At 61.9% G+C, this 15,551-nt stretch carries 16 protein-coding genes and 1 tRNA gene; 8 read left to right on the top strand and 9 right to left on the bottom strand.

The genetic code is table 11. The features are described from left to right. Positions 1-7 precede the first annotated feature (7 nt). From ACOJCM_RS17935 to ACOJCM_RS17960, 6 genes are all read right to left on the bottom strand, one after another. Positions 8-901: a carbohydrate ABC transporter permease gene (locus ACOJCM_RS17935; RefSeq protein WP_445213421.1), complete on the bottom strand. Its 894-nt coding sequence runs from the start codon at positions 899-901 to the stop codon at positions 8-10. Position 902: 1 nt separating this feature from the next. Further along, positions 903-1,784 (bottom strand): carbohydrate ABC transporter permease, encoded by an 882-nt coding sequence (locus ACOJCM_RS17940; protein ID WP_445213422.1) that lies wholly within the window; start codon positions 1,782-1,784, stop codon positions 903-905. Further along, on the bottom strand, positions 1,781-2,878 hold the full coding sequence (locus ACOJCM_RS17945; protein WP_445213423.1) for an ABC transporter ATP-binding protein: 1,098 nt from the start codon (positions 2,876-2,878) through the stop codon (positions 1,781-1,783). Before ACOJCM_RS17945 ends, ACOJCM_RS17940 begins: the two co-directional genes overlap by 4 nt. After that, entirely contained in the window at positions 2,878-3,966 is a 1,089-nt protein-coding gene (locus ACOJCM_RS17950; RefSeq protein WP_445213424.1) for an ABC transporter ATP-binding protein, read from the bottom strand. The genes ACOJCM_RS17945 and ACOJCM_RS17950 overlap by 1 nt, the downstream gene beginning before the upstream one ends. 19 nt (positions 3,967-3,985) lie before the next feature. Further along, the gene (locus ACOJCM_RS17955; protein WP_445213425.1) at positions 3,986-4,285 is read right to left on the bottom strand and encodes a hypothetical protein; all 300 of its coding nucleotides are present in this window, start codon (positions 4,283-4,285) and stop codon (positions 3,986-3,988) included. 303 nt (positions 4,286-4,588) lie between these two features. Beyond that, entirely contained in the window at positions 4,589-5,125 is a 537-nt protein-coding gene (locus ACOJCM_RS17960; RefSeq protein WP_445213426.1) for a YqaE/Pmp3 family membrane protein, read from the bottom strand. A gap of 234 nt (positions 5,126-5,359) precedes the next feature. Between ACOJCM_RS17960 and ACOJCM_RS17965 the strand changes: the two genes are divergently transcribed. The 6 genes from ACOJCM_RS17965 (at position 5,360) to putP (ending at position 12,463) form a co-directional block, all read left to right on the top strand. Continuing rightward, positions 5,360-5,767, top strand: a complete 408-nt coding sequence (locus ACOJCM_RS17965) for a CBS domain-containing protein (protein WP_445213427.1) — start codon at positions 5,360-5,362, stop codon at positions 5,765-5,767. Between the two features lie 413 nt (positions 5,768-6,180). After that, positions 6,181-6,254, top strand: a tRNA-Gly gene (locus tag ACOJCM_RS17970). Between the two features lie 70 nt (positions 6,255-6,324). After that, positions 6,325-6,699 (top strand): hypothetical protein, encoded by a 375-nt coding sequence (locus ACOJCM_RS17975; RefSeq protein ID WP_445213428.1) that lies wholly within the window; start codon positions 6,325-6,327, stop codon positions 6,697-6,699. A 60-nt stretch (positions 6,700-6,759) separates the two neighbouring features. Further along, positions 6,760-7,572, top strand: a complete 813-nt coding sequence (locus ACOJCM_RS17980; RefSeq protein ID WP_445213429.1) for an AraC family transcriptional regulator — start codon at positions 6,760-6,762, stop codon at positions 7,570-7,572. A 178-nt stretch (positions 7,573-7,750) separates the two neighbouring features. Continuing rightward, positions 7,751-10,942, top strand: a complete 3,192-nt coding sequence (gene putA / locus ACOJCM_RS17985) for a bifunctional proline dehydrogenase/L-glutamate gamma-semialdehyde dehydrogenase PutA (RefSeq protein ID WP_445213430.1) — start codon at positions 7,751-7,753, stop codon at positions 10,940-10,942. Positions 10,943-10,984: 42 nt separating this feature from the next. Next, a complete protein-coding gene (putP, locus tag ACOJCM_RS17990) occupies positions 10,985-12,463 on the top strand; it encodes a sodium/proline symporter PutP (protein WP_445213431.1) in 1,479 nt (492 codons plus the stop codon). A gap of 69 nt (positions 12,464-12,532) precedes the next feature. On the opposite strand, the gene ACOJCM_RS17995 is transcribed toward putP, so the two are convergent. Continuing rightward, positions 12,533-12,829 (bottom strand): hypothetical protein, encoded by a 297-nt coding sequence (locus ACOJCM_RS17995; RefSeq protein ID WP_445213432.1) that lies wholly within the window; start codon positions 12,827-12,829, stop codon positions 12,533-12,535. Between the two features lie 270 nt (positions 12,830-13,099). Between ACOJCM_RS17995 and ACOJCM_RS18000 the strand changes: the two genes are divergently transcribed. After that, a complete protein-coding gene (locus ACOJCM_RS18000) occupies positions 13,100-13,693 on the top strand; it encodes an OmpW/AlkL family protein (RefSeq protein WP_445213433.1) in 594 nt (197 codons plus the stop codon). Positions 13,694-13,902: 209 nt separating this feature from the next. Next, complete coding sequence (locus tag ACOJCM_RS18005; RefSeq protein ID WP_445213434.1) at positions 13,903-14,562, top strand: OmpW/AlkL family protein; 660 nt, start codon at positions 13,903-13,905, stop codon at positions 14,560-14,562. A 75-nt stretch (positions 14,563-14,637) separates the two neighbouring features. Here the strand turns inward: ACOJCM_RS18005 and ACOJCM_RS18010 are convergent, their stop codons facing one another. Continuing rightward, positions 14,638-15,138, bottom strand: a complete 501-nt coding sequence (locus tag ACOJCM_RS18010; protein WP_445213435.1) for a gamma-glutamylcyclotransferase family protein — start codon at positions 15,136-15,138, stop codon at positions 14,638-14,640. A gap of 24 nt (positions 15,139-15,162) precedes the next feature. Next, on the bottom strand, positions 15,163-15,495 hold the full coding sequence (locus ACOJCM_RS18015) for a YqcC family protein (RefSeq protein ID WP_445213436.1): 333 nt from the start codon (positions 15,493-15,495) through the stop codon (positions 15,163-15,165). Between the last annotated feature and the right edge of the window lie 56 nt (positions 15,496-15,551).

The raw sequence follows: 15,551 nt of genomic DNA on the forward strand, positions 1-15,551 counted from the left end.
CTCCCCTTCAGGTCCGACCCAGGGCGAAGCCCTTGGCGATGTGGTTACGAACGAAGTAGACCACCACGATGCCCGGCAGGATGGTCAATACCCCGGCGGCAGCCAAGGTCCCCCAGTCGATGCCCGAGGCGGTCGAGGTGCGTGTCATGATCGAGGCGATGGGCTGCGCACCTGTCGAGGTGAGGGTGCGCGAGAGCAGCAGCTCCACCCAGGAGAACATGAACAGGAAAAATAGTGTCACGCCAATTCCCGAGCGGATCATGGGCAGGAAGATCGTGACGAAGAAGCGCGGGAAGGTGTAGCCATCGATGTAAGCGGTCTCGTCGACCTCCTTGGGCACGCTGCTCATGAACCCCTCGAGGATCCATACCGCCAGCGGGATGTTGAACAGGCAATGGGCCAGCGCCACGGCGATATGGGTATCGAACAAGCCCACCGAATAATAGAGCTGGAAATAGGGCAGCAGGAACACCGCCGGCGGTGCCATGAGGTTGGTCAACAGCCAGAAGAACAGGTGCTTGTCGCCGATGAACCTGAAGCGACTAAAGGCGTAGGCGGCGGGCAGCGCTACCGAGATGCTGATCAGCATGTTCATGAGTACGTAGGCCAGCGAGTTGACGTAGCCCATGTACCAGTTCGAATCCGTGAAGATGCCGATGTAGTTGCCCAGAGTGAAGTTCTGCGGCCAGAACGAAAAGCTGCCGAGAATCTCGCTGTTGGACTGGAATGACAGGTTGAGCAGCCAATAGATGGGCAGCATCACGAAGACGAGGTAGATACCCAGCAGCGCACGCCGCCGCCAGCGCGTGCTCGCCGGACGGGCCCTTTTGCGACGCCTGGCGGCACTCTCGGCAGCCTGCCGATGGACGCTCTCGGGGGTGGTCGGTATGGAGCGGGTCATGTCAGGCTCCTCCCTGAGGGGTATCTTTCTGGCTGTTCATGATCGCGGTGTAGAAGATCCAGCACACGAGCAAGATGATGAGGAAGTAGATCAGCGAGAATGCCGCCGACGGCCCCAGGTCCTGCTGGGCGATGGCCATGGTGGTCAGCGACTGGCTGAGGAAAGTGGTGGAGCTGCCTGGCCCGCCACCGGTGAGCACGAACGGCTCGGCGTAGATCATGAAGGAGTGCATGAAACGCAGCAGCACGCCTATCACCAGGACGTTGGTGAGCTTGGGCAACTGGATGTAGCGAAACACCGCCCACTTCGATGCCCGGTCGATACGCGCCGCCTGGTAGTAGGCATCCGGGATCGAACGCAGGCCGCTGTAGCACAGCAGGGCGATCAACGGCGTCCAGTGCCACACGTCCATCAGGATGATGGTGGCCCAGGCATCGGCAGGATTGCGAGTAATGTTGTAGGCGTAGCCCATCTCCCGGATACCCACGCCCATCAGACCGATGTCACCGCGGGTGAAGAGCTGCCAGATGCTGCCCACGACGTTCCAGGGAATCAGCAACGGCAGCGTGATCAGGATCAGTACCGCAGAAGCCTGCCAGCCGCGCTTGGGCATCAGCAGGGCGATGCCGATGCCAAGCGGCACCTCGATCGCCAGGATGGTGAAGGAGAAGGCGAACTGGCGCAGCAGAGCGGCCTGCAGCGAGCGATCGTTGAGAGTGGCCTCGAACCACTCGGTGCCGGTGAAGAAACGCGTATGGGCGTCGAACACGTCCTGTACGGAATAGTTGACCACCGTCATCAGCGGGATAATGGCGGAGAACGCCACCAGCAGTAGCATGGGCAGGATCAGAAACCATGCCCGGTTGTTCTGGACCTTGTTCATCGCTCCACCTCCACGCGGAACTCATCGACATACAGGTGCAACCGCGCCTCGGGGAAGCGAATGTGGGCGATGCGTCCCGGCAGCGGCTGGTCTTCTTCCAGGCGAGCACGGAAGGTCTCGCCGGCGAAGGCGAACGACACGATCCGGTAGGTCCCGAGATCCTGGGTCGTGGCGATCTCCACCTCGTAGGTGTCCTGTCCCGGTTCGCTCGTCACCTCGACGAACTCCGGGCGGATTCCCAGCTTGATATGGCGCGACCGGGCCTGGTGGATGGCGTCGCGCAGGGCGGGCGGGAGCAAAAGATCAACCGTGCCGGCGCGAGCGCCGCTGTCCGTACGGGCCACCTCGACGAAATTCATCCCGGGGCTGCCGATGAAATAGCCGACGAAAGTGTGCGCCGGCGACTCGAACAATTCGCGTGGGGTACCGAACTGAACCACTTGTCCCTCGTACATGACCGCTATCTTGTCGGCGAAGGTCGATGCCTCGAGCTGATCGTGGGTCACGTAGATCATGGTGATGTTGAAGCGCTCGTGAATCTCCTTGAGCTTGCGCCTGAGCTTCCACTTGAGCTGAGGATCGATCACTGTGAGCGGCTCGTCGAAGAGAATCGCCGAGACATCGTCGCGCACCAGACCGCGCCCCATGGAGACTTTCTGCTTCTCGTCGGCGGTGAGGTTGCGCGCCCTGCGCTTGAGCAGCGAAGTGAGATCGAGCACATCGGCCACCTCTGCCACGCGCTCGCGCACCTTGGCCTCGGGTGTACCCACGTTGCGCAGCGGGAAGGCCAGGTTGTCGTAGACGGTCATGGTGTCGTAGACCACCGGGAACTGGAACACCTGGGCGATGTTGCGCTCCTCGGGCGGCAGCTCGTTCATTACCTGCTCGTCGAACAGCACCTGCCCGGCCGAAGGGGTCAACAGGCCGGAAATGATATTGAGCAGTGTCGACTTGCCGCAGCCTGACGGCCCTAGCAGGGCATAGGCCCCGCCCTGCTGCCAGACGTGCTCCATCTCGCGGATGGCATAGTCCTCTGGACCCGCGGGGTTCGGCGAATAGCTGTGCGCCAGCGACTTGAGCGTGATCTGTGCCATCAGTGCGCTCCTGGCCGTGCGGGAACATGCACGACGTCGCCATGGCGGTCGAAGGCATAGATCTTGTGCGTGGGGAAGTAGACCTTGAGCGGCTGGTCGACGGCGAACTCATGCACGCCGCCCAGGTGAAGCACCAGTTGGAAGAGGTCGTTGCGCACGTGCAGGAAGGTCTCGGAGCCGCTGATCTCGGCCAGATCGACCGTGACCTCCAGCTCGAGGTCGTCTTCCGCCTGTCGCTCGAGCCCGATTTGCGAAGGCCGCACCCCGAACTGATACTGGCCCGGCGCCAGTCCGGCGAGGTCCCGGTTGAGCGGAAAATGCACGCTGCGGTCGAAGGTCACTTCGGCGCCGGACACCATGGCCGGCACCACATTGATGGGCGGTTCGGAGAACATTTCGGCAGTCAACACGTCCCGGGGGCGGTGATAGACGTCCTCGGTGGGCCCATACTGGAGCAGGCGCCCTTCGTGAAGTACCGCCGTGTGGCCGCCCAGCGCCAGCGCCTCGTTGGGTTCGGTGGTGGCGTAGACGGCAATACAGTTACGCGCCTTGAAAAGCTCGCGCAGCTCTTCGCGAAATTCCTCGCGCAGCTTGTAGTCGAGGTTGACCAGCGGTTCGTCGAAGAGAATCAGATCAGCGTCCTTTACCAGCGCTCGACCCATGGCGGTGCGCTGCTGCTGGCCGCCGGAGAGCTCTGCCGGGTAGCGGTCCAGCAGATGCTCGATGTGCAGCATGCTGGCCGTCTCGTGGACACGACGGCGTATCTCCTCCCGCGGCACCCGCGCCAGCTTGAGCGGCGAGGCGATGTTGTCGAATACGGTGAGCCCCGGGTAGTTGATGAACTGCTGATAGACCATCGAAACGTTGCGCTTGCGCACCGACCGGCGCGTCACGTCCTCCCCGTGCATCCATACCCTGCCGCGCGTGGGGGACTCCAGCCCGGCCATGATCCGCATCAACGTCGTCTTGCCGGCCAGGGTTCGCCCCAGCAGGACGTTGAAGGAGCCGGGCGCCAGCTCGAGGCTGACGTCTTCGATATGCGTGGCTCCATTGACCACGTGATCGATGTTTTCAAGTATCAGAGACATGCTGAACTCTTTGTCATCGTTATGGAGTCGTTGAAATACCGCGAAGCGGCCGGTGCCTTAGCCGGCTAGCGGCAAGGTGGCAGAGCCAAAGGATCGTGCTGCTGCGCGCGCGCTTGACTCGCTCTACCGCCACCTGCCAGCCGGCATTGAGCAACTCACGGGCCGAGGCGGTCGCGTCGGCATCGTGCCTGCCCCCTGCGTCACCGGGAAAGGACTGGGCTAGCTCCCGCTGAGCGACGGTCAGCGGCGGTAGAGAATGATCGAAGCGTATGGCGCGCAGGTTGGCCATGTCTTGGTCGATGGAGAATAGGTAGGACATCGCCTCGCCCTGTTGTTTTTATGGGTCGATGACCAGGTTCGATATGATCGGAACGAACGAAGAAACAATGAAAATGTTCGATTTCAATCAAAACGAACCTGAAAATGTTCGTTTACGATAGCGAGACTAGCCTAGAGGTAGGGTCAGGGCAACGCTCAAGCTCGATTTATTACCTAGACCTTAGTCGAAAGAACAGCTAAAACAGTCCTGATGTTGCTGCAACACACACGTTGCAGAAAAGCCGCGGTTATTTTCGTTTCTCGTCAAACTGTTCGTTTCCGAAGGTATTGCAAACAAGCGCTGTCACGCCAGCTGGCGCTTCAGCCACGACCAGGCATAGAGGCAGCCCGGAACCCAACCCAGTAGGGTAAGGAGCAAGCTGACCGCAACTCGCCGAGCTCCCCCCTGGGCGAGCCCGACCGCCAAGGGAGGCAGCAGGATGGCCAGTAGCTTGAAGGATAGACGCAAGGCCGCCGACGCTTGCCATGCCTGCTGCCCTGAAGGCATCGCAGCGTGATCGCTATGGCCGGATGACAGAGGGCTCTCCCTCACCGGCTCGAACTGCTGTACTGCCCCGCCTCCGTCGCCCCCTTCCTCTGCCAATGCGTGGGTCCGGCGATGAGCTTCTCGATCGATTTTCTGCTCTATGGTCTCGGCGCCTTCGGCCAACGCATCGTGATAACGTTCCCAGTCCTCCCAGTCATAAGGCGTGCCGGCATGCGGCTGGCGTCCACCTGACTGGCGGGCGCGCTCCCATGCCTTTTCCTCCAGGGTGTTGGGGCGGTCTTCGTCTCGGTTACCGTCGAGCCCCTTCTTTGCAAGGTATTCACGTGCGTCCATTGGTTTCTCCTCCTTCTGGCGGGCCAAGCTCGCCAGCTTCATCTCCCCAAGCTAGTCCTTTCCGCTCCATTTTGCCCTTCGAGCCAGACACGCCAGGCGTGTTCCGGCGCCTGACATTCTGACCGCTCAGTCGGGTAGAGCGTTGGCCAGGTGTTGAAGACATCAGCGCCGCTAAAGGCGACTCGGCTATGCTGAAAGTGTCCCGCCAAGAGCGCTCGAACAAGGAGATGCGCCATGCTCAACAGGGCTCCCACCATCGTTCGCGAGATCATGTCCCGGGATTGCTATCGGGTCACTGGCACCACTTCGATCACCACGCTGGCCAAGGGCCTGGCGCTGCACCGATTGCCCGGCGTGCCTGTGGTCGACGACCATGACTGCCTGATCGGCTTCATTTCAGAGCAGGACGTGATGGGCAAGCTGCTGCAGAGCGCCTACCTCAACGACGAGGCGCCCCTGGTCAGGGAACTGATGCGCAACGAGGTGTTATCGGTTCCACCGACAAAGAGCATCACCGACCTGGCGCAGGAAATGCTTGGCCAGAAGCCCAAGGTCTACCCCGTGACCGAGCAAGGCCGCCTGTGCGGCATCGTAACCCGCCGCGACGTGCTGACTGCCATCTTGCGCATGCGGCATCCCTGAGCCCCCTCAAAGGCGGGGTTGACAGCAGGCCCCCTACCTCTATCGCAACCAGCCCGGTTCTCCCGGGCTGGCTGCCCAGCGCATACGCCCGCCAGGCAATGCACAAAAAAAACCGCCCATGGGGTCATGGGCGGCAAGATCGAAACTGCGAGCCAGAGCAACAGTGTTAGCGACTGCCATCGCGCTGCTGCCTGTACCAGATATGACAGCAGCAAGCAAAAAAGTTCGCCACTGTTCGCTAATTTTTTTTCTGCTCGCGGTCAACTGGCTCGCCGGGGGATGAGCGTCGCTTGGGAAAGCCGCTCGAGGGCATGAGAAATGCACGGCAAAACAGAAGGTTATACAGCAAGGAGAGCCAAGGACATGTGCCGGCTTGCAAAGCTCAAGCCATTGGTTTTACTATCGAACGCCTTGCGGGTGTAGCTCAATGGTAGAGCAGAAGCTTCCCAAGCTTAAGACGAGGGTTCGATTCCCTTCACCCGCTCCAGCTCGTGCAGTAGAGCGTTTGGCCCGGCGCCGCTTCCGGCCTGCGCACTACCCTCCAGCGTGGCATTGACATGGCGCTCTTCCTGCTCATCTTCGCGGTCTGCCTGTTCGTCATTGGCGGAGTCGTCTCGATCCTGCTTCTCTCTCGCACGCCGCGTTACCGGACCGAGCCGGAGCACCTGCTGGACCTGTTCGATAAGGCCCTGACGAATCAGGTCGGGGAAACGGAGTGGAACATCGTGGTGAACTATCCCATTCGCCACGATGACTATCTCGACGGCGTAAGGCGAAGAGCCCAACGACTGATGCAGGAGCACGGGCGCCCCTGGCAGGTTGCCCAAGGCAAGCCGTTGCTCGACAAGGCCGGTCGCGCGGAACTGACCGCCTTGCGCGATCATCTCGCCTCTCACCACCGGCTGCGCGAGAGGCAGCGCCACCAGCCATAGCGTTGCCCGGGAACCGGGTGTGGTATGCTCTGGCCCGACAGCGACAGGCGGGAGAACTTCATGTCCAGCGTCATACGCCAGATTCCGCTTGATACCGCCACCCAGCATCACGCCCATGATTACCATCAGATCGTCATCGGCCTGCAGGGGCGAGCGGAGTTCGAGATCGAAGGTTTGGGGGGTGCAATTTCCGCCTTCTCCGGTTGCATCGTGCCTGCCAACCACGTGCACTATTACGTCGGCCAGGGCGAGAACCGTCAGCTCATACTCGATCTGCCGGCCGATGCCCCCTCGCTCACGGGTTACCATCACGAACTCTCACGATTGTTCGACGCCCCGCGCTTCTTCGCCCTGGACAAGCCCCTCAAGCATTACCTCGAGTTTCTGCTGCTCGAGCAGGAGGGCAACCAGGATGGCTTGAGCGCCGCCCAGAGCGACCGTTTGGCCGCCACCTTCCTGGGCTGCTTGCATGCCAGGCTCGGCGGCACTTCGTCCTCGGAAAAGACGCGCCGTCTGGATCTGGTCAAGCTGGACCGCTTCATCGACCGCCATCTGGCCGCCCCGATCTCCGTTGCCGACCTCGCCGGCCAGGCCTGTCTCAGCGAAGCGCACTTCAGCAGCTGCTTCCGTGAGCAGACCGGCCTCACCCCCTGGCAGTACGTGCGCCGCCGGCGCCTGGAAGCGGCTCGCCGGTTGCTCGAAGAGAGCCGCATGCCGCTGTCGCAGATCGCCATGAATACCGGCTTTGCCCACCAGAGCGCCTTGTCGCATGCATTTCGCAGCACGTTCGGCTGCCCGCCCAGCCACGTACGCCGCAGCGGGCTGGAACGTGCCACCATCAACACACCCAACCGTCTAGCACATGCGACTTAAGTCGTAATTTCAAGCCCGCCGATGCAAACTCCCGCGAAATCTGCAAATCCTCCCGGCTTTTTGGCAAGCAGTCTGCGCGCGTCCCCCCTACAGTCAAGGAAGACACACCCATGTTCGGGCAGACTGCCACGCACATGGCGTTTTGCCGTTTCAGGACGGGGACATCCGGGGGACTCCTATGCTCAACGCCGACACCATGCTGAACGCTGCTACCTGGCAGCAGGATCTCGATGCCCTCTTCGCGCGCATCAGTGAACATTACGTAGCGGACGAAGAAACCTTCGTCCAGCAACTGGTCGACGTGATCAGCGCCGACCCCGAGGACTTCAGGCGCATCGCGGGCAAGACCGCCGAGCTCGTCCGAGAGGTCCGCGAAATGGATACTGCGGTCGACACGATCGACGAACTGCTCCAGCAGTACAGCCTCGACACCCATGAAGGGCTAATGCTGATGTGCCTGGCCGAGGCCATGCTGCGCATTCCCGATACGGCAACGGCCGACGCCCTGATCGAGGACAAGCTGGGGCCGGCCGACTGGAAGGCACACATGGGCCAGAGTGAGTCCTGGCTGGTCAACGCCTCTACCTGGGGGCTGCTGATGACCGGCCGCGTGGTCACGCTCGACAAGCCCCGAGACGGCAAGCCGACCAGCTTCATCAATCGCATGGTCAATCGCATGGGCGAGCCAGTCATCCGCCGCGCCATGTACGAGGCGATGAAGATCATGGGCAAGCAGTTCGTGCTCGGCCGCGACATCGACGAGGCGCTGAAGCGCTCTCGCCCGCTATTCGACAAAGGCTACACCTATTCCTATGACATGCTTGGCGAGGCGGCGCGAACACGTGACGATGCCAAGCGTTACTTCGACGACTACGCGCGCGCCATCGAGCGGGTCGGCTTGACCAGCACCAAGCTCTCCGACCGCACGCCGGCGCCTTCCGTGTCGATCAAGCTCTCGGCGCTGCATCCGCGTTATGAATTCGGCCGCCGCGAACAGATCCTGCGCGAACTGGTCGACAGCGTGCGGGAGCTGGTCGCCATGGCACGCCAACGTGACGTGGCACTGACCATCGACGCCGAGGAGGTCGACCGCCTTGAGCTGTCGCTGGAAGTGTTCCGTGCCGTCTTTGAAAGCGATGCGTGCAAGGGCTGGGGGCACTTCGGGCTGGTGGTCCAGGCATACTCCAAGCGCGCCCTGCCGGTGCTGCACTACCTCAACCGCCTGGCCGACCGACAGGGAGACGAGATCCCCGTGCGCCTGGTAAAGGGCGCCTACTGGGACAGCGAGATCAAGGAGTCGCAGCAGCTCGGCGTCGAGGGTTATCCGGTCTTCACCCGCAAGGCCTGCACCGACGTGGCCTACCTGGTCTGTGCGCGTTTTCTGCTCTCCGATGAGACCCGCGCCCGTCTCTTCCCGCAATTCGCCACGCACAACGCCCATACCATCAGCACTATCCTCGAGATGGCCAACGAAGCCACACGCCCCTTCGAATTCCAGCGCCTGCACGGCATGGGCGAGGCACTCTACGAGGCAGCGCTCAAGCGCGCTCCCCAGGGTACCTACTGTCGTATCTATGCGCCGGTGGGGGCCCACAAGGACCTGCTGCCGTACCTGGTGCGCCGCCTGCTCGAGAACGGTGCCAACTCCTCCTTCGTGCATCAACTGGTCGACCCCAAGGTTCCGGTGGAATCGCTCTGCGTTCATCCGGTGGAAACGCTGAACCAGTACCGCACCTACGCCAACCCGCGAATCCCGCTCCCCCGCGATATCTATGGCGAGAAGCGCAAGAATTCCAAGGGGGTCAACCTCAACGTGCGCAGCCACTACGAACCGCTGATGAAGGCCATGTCGGGTTTCATGGAGCGCAGCTATGATGTCGGCCCGCTTCTTGCCTTCGAAGTCAGCCGCGACCCGGCCAGCGTGCATGAGGTCTTCAGTCCTTACGATCGCCGCCAGCGAGTCGGCAGCGTGCAGTGGACCAGCCGCGACCAGGCTGCTCGCGCAGTGGATGCCGCCTGGGCTGCCTTTCCGCGCTGGGAGGCCACGCCCGTGAACGAGCGCGCCGCCATCATTCGTCGCCTGGGCGATCTGATGGAGGAGAACCTCGCCGAACTGATGACGCTGTGTTCCCGTGAGGGCGGCAAGCTGCTGACCGACGGTGTCGACGAAATCCGCGAAGCCGTGGATTTCTGTCGCTACTATGCCATGCGCGCCGAAGAGCAGTTCGGTGAGCCGATCGAGTTGCCCGGCCCTACCGGCGAGTCGAACCGGCTGATGCTTGGTGGCAAGGGCGTGTTCGCCGCGATCAGCCCGTGGAACTTTCCGGTCGCGATCTTCTGCGGTCAGATGGTAGCTGCCGCCGTCGCCGGCAACAGCGTACTGGCCAAGCCCGCCGAGCAGACCTCCATCGTCGCCCACCGGGTGGTGGAACTTCTCTACGAGGCCGGCATGCCGCGCGACGTGGTGCAACTATTGCCGGGGGACGGCCCCACCGTGGGCAGCGTGCTCACCTCCGACCCACGCATCACCGGTGTTGCCTTCACGGGTGGGACCGATACCGCCCAGATCATCAACCGTGCCCTTGCCGCGCGCGAGAACGCCCCGCTGCCAGCGCTGGTGGCGGAAACCGGTGGCATGAACGCGCTGATCGTCGATTCCACCGCGCTGCCGGAGCAGGTGGTCGCCGACGTGGTCCAGTCCGCCTACCAGAGTGCCGGCCAACGCTGCAGTGCCCTGCGCGTCCTCTACTTGCAGGACGACGTAGCCGACCGGGTCATCGAGATCCTGCGCGGCGCCATGGAGGAGCTCCATGTTGGCGACCCGCGCGACCTGGGCACTGACGTGGGGCCGGTGATCGATGACGATGCACGCAGGAACCTGATGGCTCACATCGAGCGACTCAAGGGCGAGGGGCGCCTGCTGGCCGAAACCCGTCTGGATCCCTCCTACACCGCTAACGGTACCTTCGTGCCACCGGTCGCTTTCCGTATCGACGCCATCGACGCCCTGGAAAGCGAACAGTTCGGCCCGGTCCTACATGTGGTGCGCTACAAGGCCAGCGAGATCGAACAAGTGCTCGATTCCATCAATGCCAAGGGCTACGGGCTGACTTTCGGCGTTCATAGTCGCAATGAATCCTTTGCCCAGCTCGTGGCACAGAAAATTCGTGTTGGAAATGTTTACATAAACCGGAATATCATCGGCGCCGTCGTAGGCGTCCAACCCTTTGGCGGGCAGGGCCTTTCCGGTACCGGACCCAAGGCTGGCGGACCGCACTACCTGCTGCGTTTCGCCACGGAAAAAACCGTGACCGTCAATACCGCCGCGCTGGGCGGTAACGCGTCACTGCTTGCGCTGGGAGATGAGTGAACGCGCTCATCATTTACCACAAAAACACTGAAGGAACCCCTTATGGTTCAGAATAATATGGCAATCGGTTTCACCTTCGTGGTGTACCTCCTGCTGATGCTCGGCATCGGTATCGTGGCGTACAAGCGCACGACCAATCTCTCCGATTACATCCTGGGCGGGCGTTCGCTGGGGCCCTGGACATCGGCAATATCCGCCGGGGCATCGGACATGTCGGGCTGGCTGCTCCTCGGTCTGCCCGGTGCCGCCTACGTCAGCGGCATCTCGGCGAGCTGGATCGCCGTGGGCCTGCTGATCGGCACCTGGCTCAACTGGCTGATCGTGGCGCGGCGCCTGCGTCTTTACAGCTTCAAGGTGAGCGATGCCCTGACGCTGCCCGAGTACTTCGCCAACCGCTTCCGTGATACGTCGCAGCTGCTGCGGGTGATTTCGGCAGTGTTCATTCTGATGTTCTTTCTCTTCTACACCAGCTCCGGCCTGGTCGCTGGCGGCCGCCTGTTCGAGACGGTATTCGGCTACGACTACTCCGTGGCGGTCACCATCGGCACCATCGCGGTGATCTCCTATACCTTCTTCGGCGGCTTCCTGGCGGTCTCCTGGACCGACCTGATCCAGGGCCTGATGATGGCCGCGGCGCTCGCCATCGTGCCGATCATCGCCTTCGGCGAACTGGGCGGCACCAGCGGCGCCGGTGCCGCCCTCGCCGCCGAGAGCGACTATATGCTCTCCTGGTTCCGCGACGCTTCGACCGGCGAGGCGCTGACCTTCATCGGCATCGTCAGTTCGCTGGCCTGGGGCCTGGGGTACTTCGGCCAGCCGCACATCCTGGCGCGCTTCGCCGCCATCCGCAGCGATCGCGACATTCCCGCCGCCCGTCGCATCGCCGTGACCTGGACCGCGATCGCACTGGTCAGCTCGGTGGCCGTGGGCTTGCTTGGCGTGGGCTTCGTGCAACGCGATCTGGCTGATGGCGAAACGGTATTCATGGTCATGGTCAACCTGATCTTCCATCCGGTGATCGCCGGCATCCTGCTTGCCGCCATCCTGGCCGCGATCATGTCCACCGCCGATTCACAGCTGCTGGTTTCCTCCTCGGCGCTGACCGATGACTTCTACAAGGCGATCTTCCGCAAGGACGCCAGCCAGACCGAGCTCGTCTGGGTGGGTCGCCTGGCCGTCATCGCCATCGCCGTACTTGCCTATCTGCTGGCGCTCAACCCCGATGCTACGGTGCTCGACCTGGTGGCCTATGCCTGGGCAGGCTTCGGTGCCGCCTTCGGCCCGGCACTGATCATGTCGCTCTACTGGCGCCGCATGAACAAGTGGGGTGCGCTTGCCGGCATCGTGGTAGGTGGCGTGACCGTGGTGGTCTGGGCCGAGTTGTCCGGTGGCCTTTTCGACCTCTACGAGATCGTGCCGGGCGTGATCCTGGCGTATATCGCCATCGTGGTGGCGAGCCTGGCTACCGAAGAGCCGGACCTGCGTGTGACCGCTGACTTCGATACCTTCGAAGAAGCATGATGATCCGGCGCCACGGCGCCACGCAACAAAGAGAAAGCCGCCCACGGGCGGCTTTCTCTTGTCGCCTGCTCACGCCAGCCAGACGGCACGGACTATCACGATCAGCGTAAAGATACCCAGCGCCGCCAGGCTTGCCGGCGGTGTCGTGGCGTACCGCAGCCAAGGACGCCGAAACTCCAGCCCCAACGGCTGCATGAAGGCCGCCCCCAGGGCCCACACGCCCAGGACGATGACCGGCAGCCGCAGCGTCATGGGCATTGCACTGATCAGCTCGGGGCGAATCAACAGCCCTAGCGCCAGCGCCGCGGCAACCAGCATAGCCCCCAAACTCAGCCAAACGGGGCGTCCCTCAGCCTCTACTCTCATCGTCGTGCCTCTTGGTTCGCCTACTCAAGGCTTAGCTGCAGGGCGCATCCCACGCCATGCTGCATCACAGCAATTGTTATACACCGCAAAGTCCGCCAATCTTCAATATGCATAGAAGCGACATTAGAGCTTCGCGGCTTTAAGGCAATCAAACAAGTGCCTGCGGGCGATAACATTTTTAAACAGGACTTTTAGAAACACTGTTCTTATACTGAGCACTGTCCAATCTCGCCGGAACCTCCGGCCAGCTGAAACCTGGAGGACACAGCAATGAAACCAATTCGCCTGATTCCCGTGGTTGCCCTCGCTGCCGGCTCTGTTTTCGCCAGCCAGGCAGCCCTGGCCTACAACGCCGGTGATGGCTTCGTGCGCGGCGGCTTTGCCAAGTCCGATACTCGCTCCGACAATGGCATCGTCGACGGTATCAGTAGCGGTGAAACCGGCTTTACCTATGGTGCCGGTTTCTTGTTCCACGACAAGGTGGGCGTCGAGCTAAACGGCTCCGAAAAAATAGAGCATGATGTATCGCTCGGCGGTGGCACCAACACCATCGACCGCATGCCGGTCAACCTGCTGGTCAACTACTATCCGCTCGGCGGGCTGGATTCCAAGGTGCAGCCCTATGTCGGGGCAGGCCTCAACTACACCCGCTTCTCCGGTGAGCCGGAAAACGTTAGTGCCCGCCGCTCCTTCGGAGCCGTAGGCCAGGTGGGTATAGACCTCGCCATTACTGACAATTTCATGCTCAACGGCTTCGCCAACTATGCCGATGTCGATTCCGACATCTCTGTCGATGGCAGCGAAATTGGAGAAGCTAAAGTGGATCCGATGACCATCGGCGGCGGTGTCACCTTCCGCTTCTGAGCCGAACCAGGCTGATAGTATGCCAACGCCGGGCCCTGTGCCCGGCGTTCTTCGTTCTGACATAGACAACCAAACAAGCATGCCGAATCCCTTTTTGGTTGCCGAAAGCAACTATTGCCTTGGATCAAGAACAAGCCACCAAGCGCTGAGTAGACTGCCTTCGTTCGAAGCAGCTCAGGCTGCGTCATTTCAACGACAGGAGTCGACTCATGCGCAATCAAGCCCTTCCCGCCCTTTTCGCCGCTAGCCTGGCCGCCACTGCTTTTTTTGCAAGCAGCCAGGCGCTTGCCTATAACCAAGGCGATTTCATCACCCGCGTGGGCGTCGCCCATGTCGACCCCAAAAGCGATAACGGAGAAATCGATGCGCTTGGGCTGACCGGGCTGGAGGTCGATGTAGACAGCGACACCAACCTGGGCTTCACCTTAGGCTACCTGTTCCACGACAAGCTCGGCATCGAACTGCTGGCGGCACTGCCGTTCAAGCATGACATCTCGATTGCCGATGGTGCGGCAACCGGCTCCACCAAGCACCTTCCGCCGACCCTGACCCTGCAGTACTACCCTTTAGGCGGCACCGGCGCCCACGTCCAGCCCTACGCCGGCATCGGGCTCAACTACACGCATTTCTTCGACGAGAGCGCGACCGTACATATTCTCAATGTCGGCGAGGTCGATTTGAACCTCGACAGCTCATGGGGCCTCGCCGGCCAACTGGGCCTGGATGTTCGCCTGAACGATAGCTGGGGCATCAACGCTGCCGCCTGGTACGTCGACATCGATACCGATGCCAGCATTGAAGGAGAAGACGTAGGCAAGGTCAGCATCGACCCCTGGGTCTTCATGGCCGGCCTCAGCTACCGTTTCTGAAAGCTGCCCCGAACGCTGCGAAGCCCGCCAACCGGCGAGCCTCGCCCGTTTCGTCTGCATTACGTCAAGGGCGCCTTAGCGCGGCGTCTGGCGCGACAAGCCGAGCAGGGTGAGGATGTGATCTTCCAGGCCGTGTATCGCCTCGACGTTGGCCAGGCGACCATGGTAATCGGCACTGAGGAAGGGCTCGCCCGCCAGAAGATGATCCAGGTACTCCCGCGCCGGCCTGAGGGATGGCGCGGTGGTGCCGGGCGCGGCGATATAGACCCAGGCCTCGATGACACCCACAGCGGTCGCGATGGGCAGACGGTGCCGCTCGTAGTCGTGCGGGTGTCCCTCGAAAGGGTCCATCCGTTCGATCTGGGCGGGCTCGACCAGCTCGAACAACACGCCCTCGACCTGCTCCCCCGCTGAAGGGGCTATATTGGCATGGGCGATGCTCGCCACCCGTGAAGCCTTGTCGAAACGCAGTGCGTGATCGTGAAGCACACCCGGCAGGCAACGCCGTGTCTCACCGATGCGGGCCTCGACTCGCGCTGCGTTCATATTGCTGCCATAGGCGAAGTAGTACGGCATACCTTCTTAGCCACCTCGTGTCGCTCAATTTTCGGTAATCAGGCGGTCGATCTCTTCCACCGCCTTGCACAACAGCAGGCGATCGGTGGCACGCGTGCCCTGTTGGGCCAGGTAGGTATCGACCACGGGCGCCACGTCGCATTTTTCCGGCATTTGCGCTTCAGCCTCGACCAGCGCATCGAGGCGAGCGATGAACACGAAGCGCAGCCACTGCGGCAAGTTCATGGTATCGATGCAGAACGGCTGCTGGCTGTCGAACGCTTCGGGACGCGGCGCACTCATGCGCCACATGTTGGTGGCCTTCATGGTGGCCTCGAGGCGGCGCAGCGCCACGTCGAGCTCCTCGTGTACGGTCATGGGGTCTCCTGTGGGTCTATGGCCTCATTATCGCACAACTCGCTCGACCTCCCATC

It is taken from the genome of Billgrantia hypersalina, from assembly GCF_052584175.1.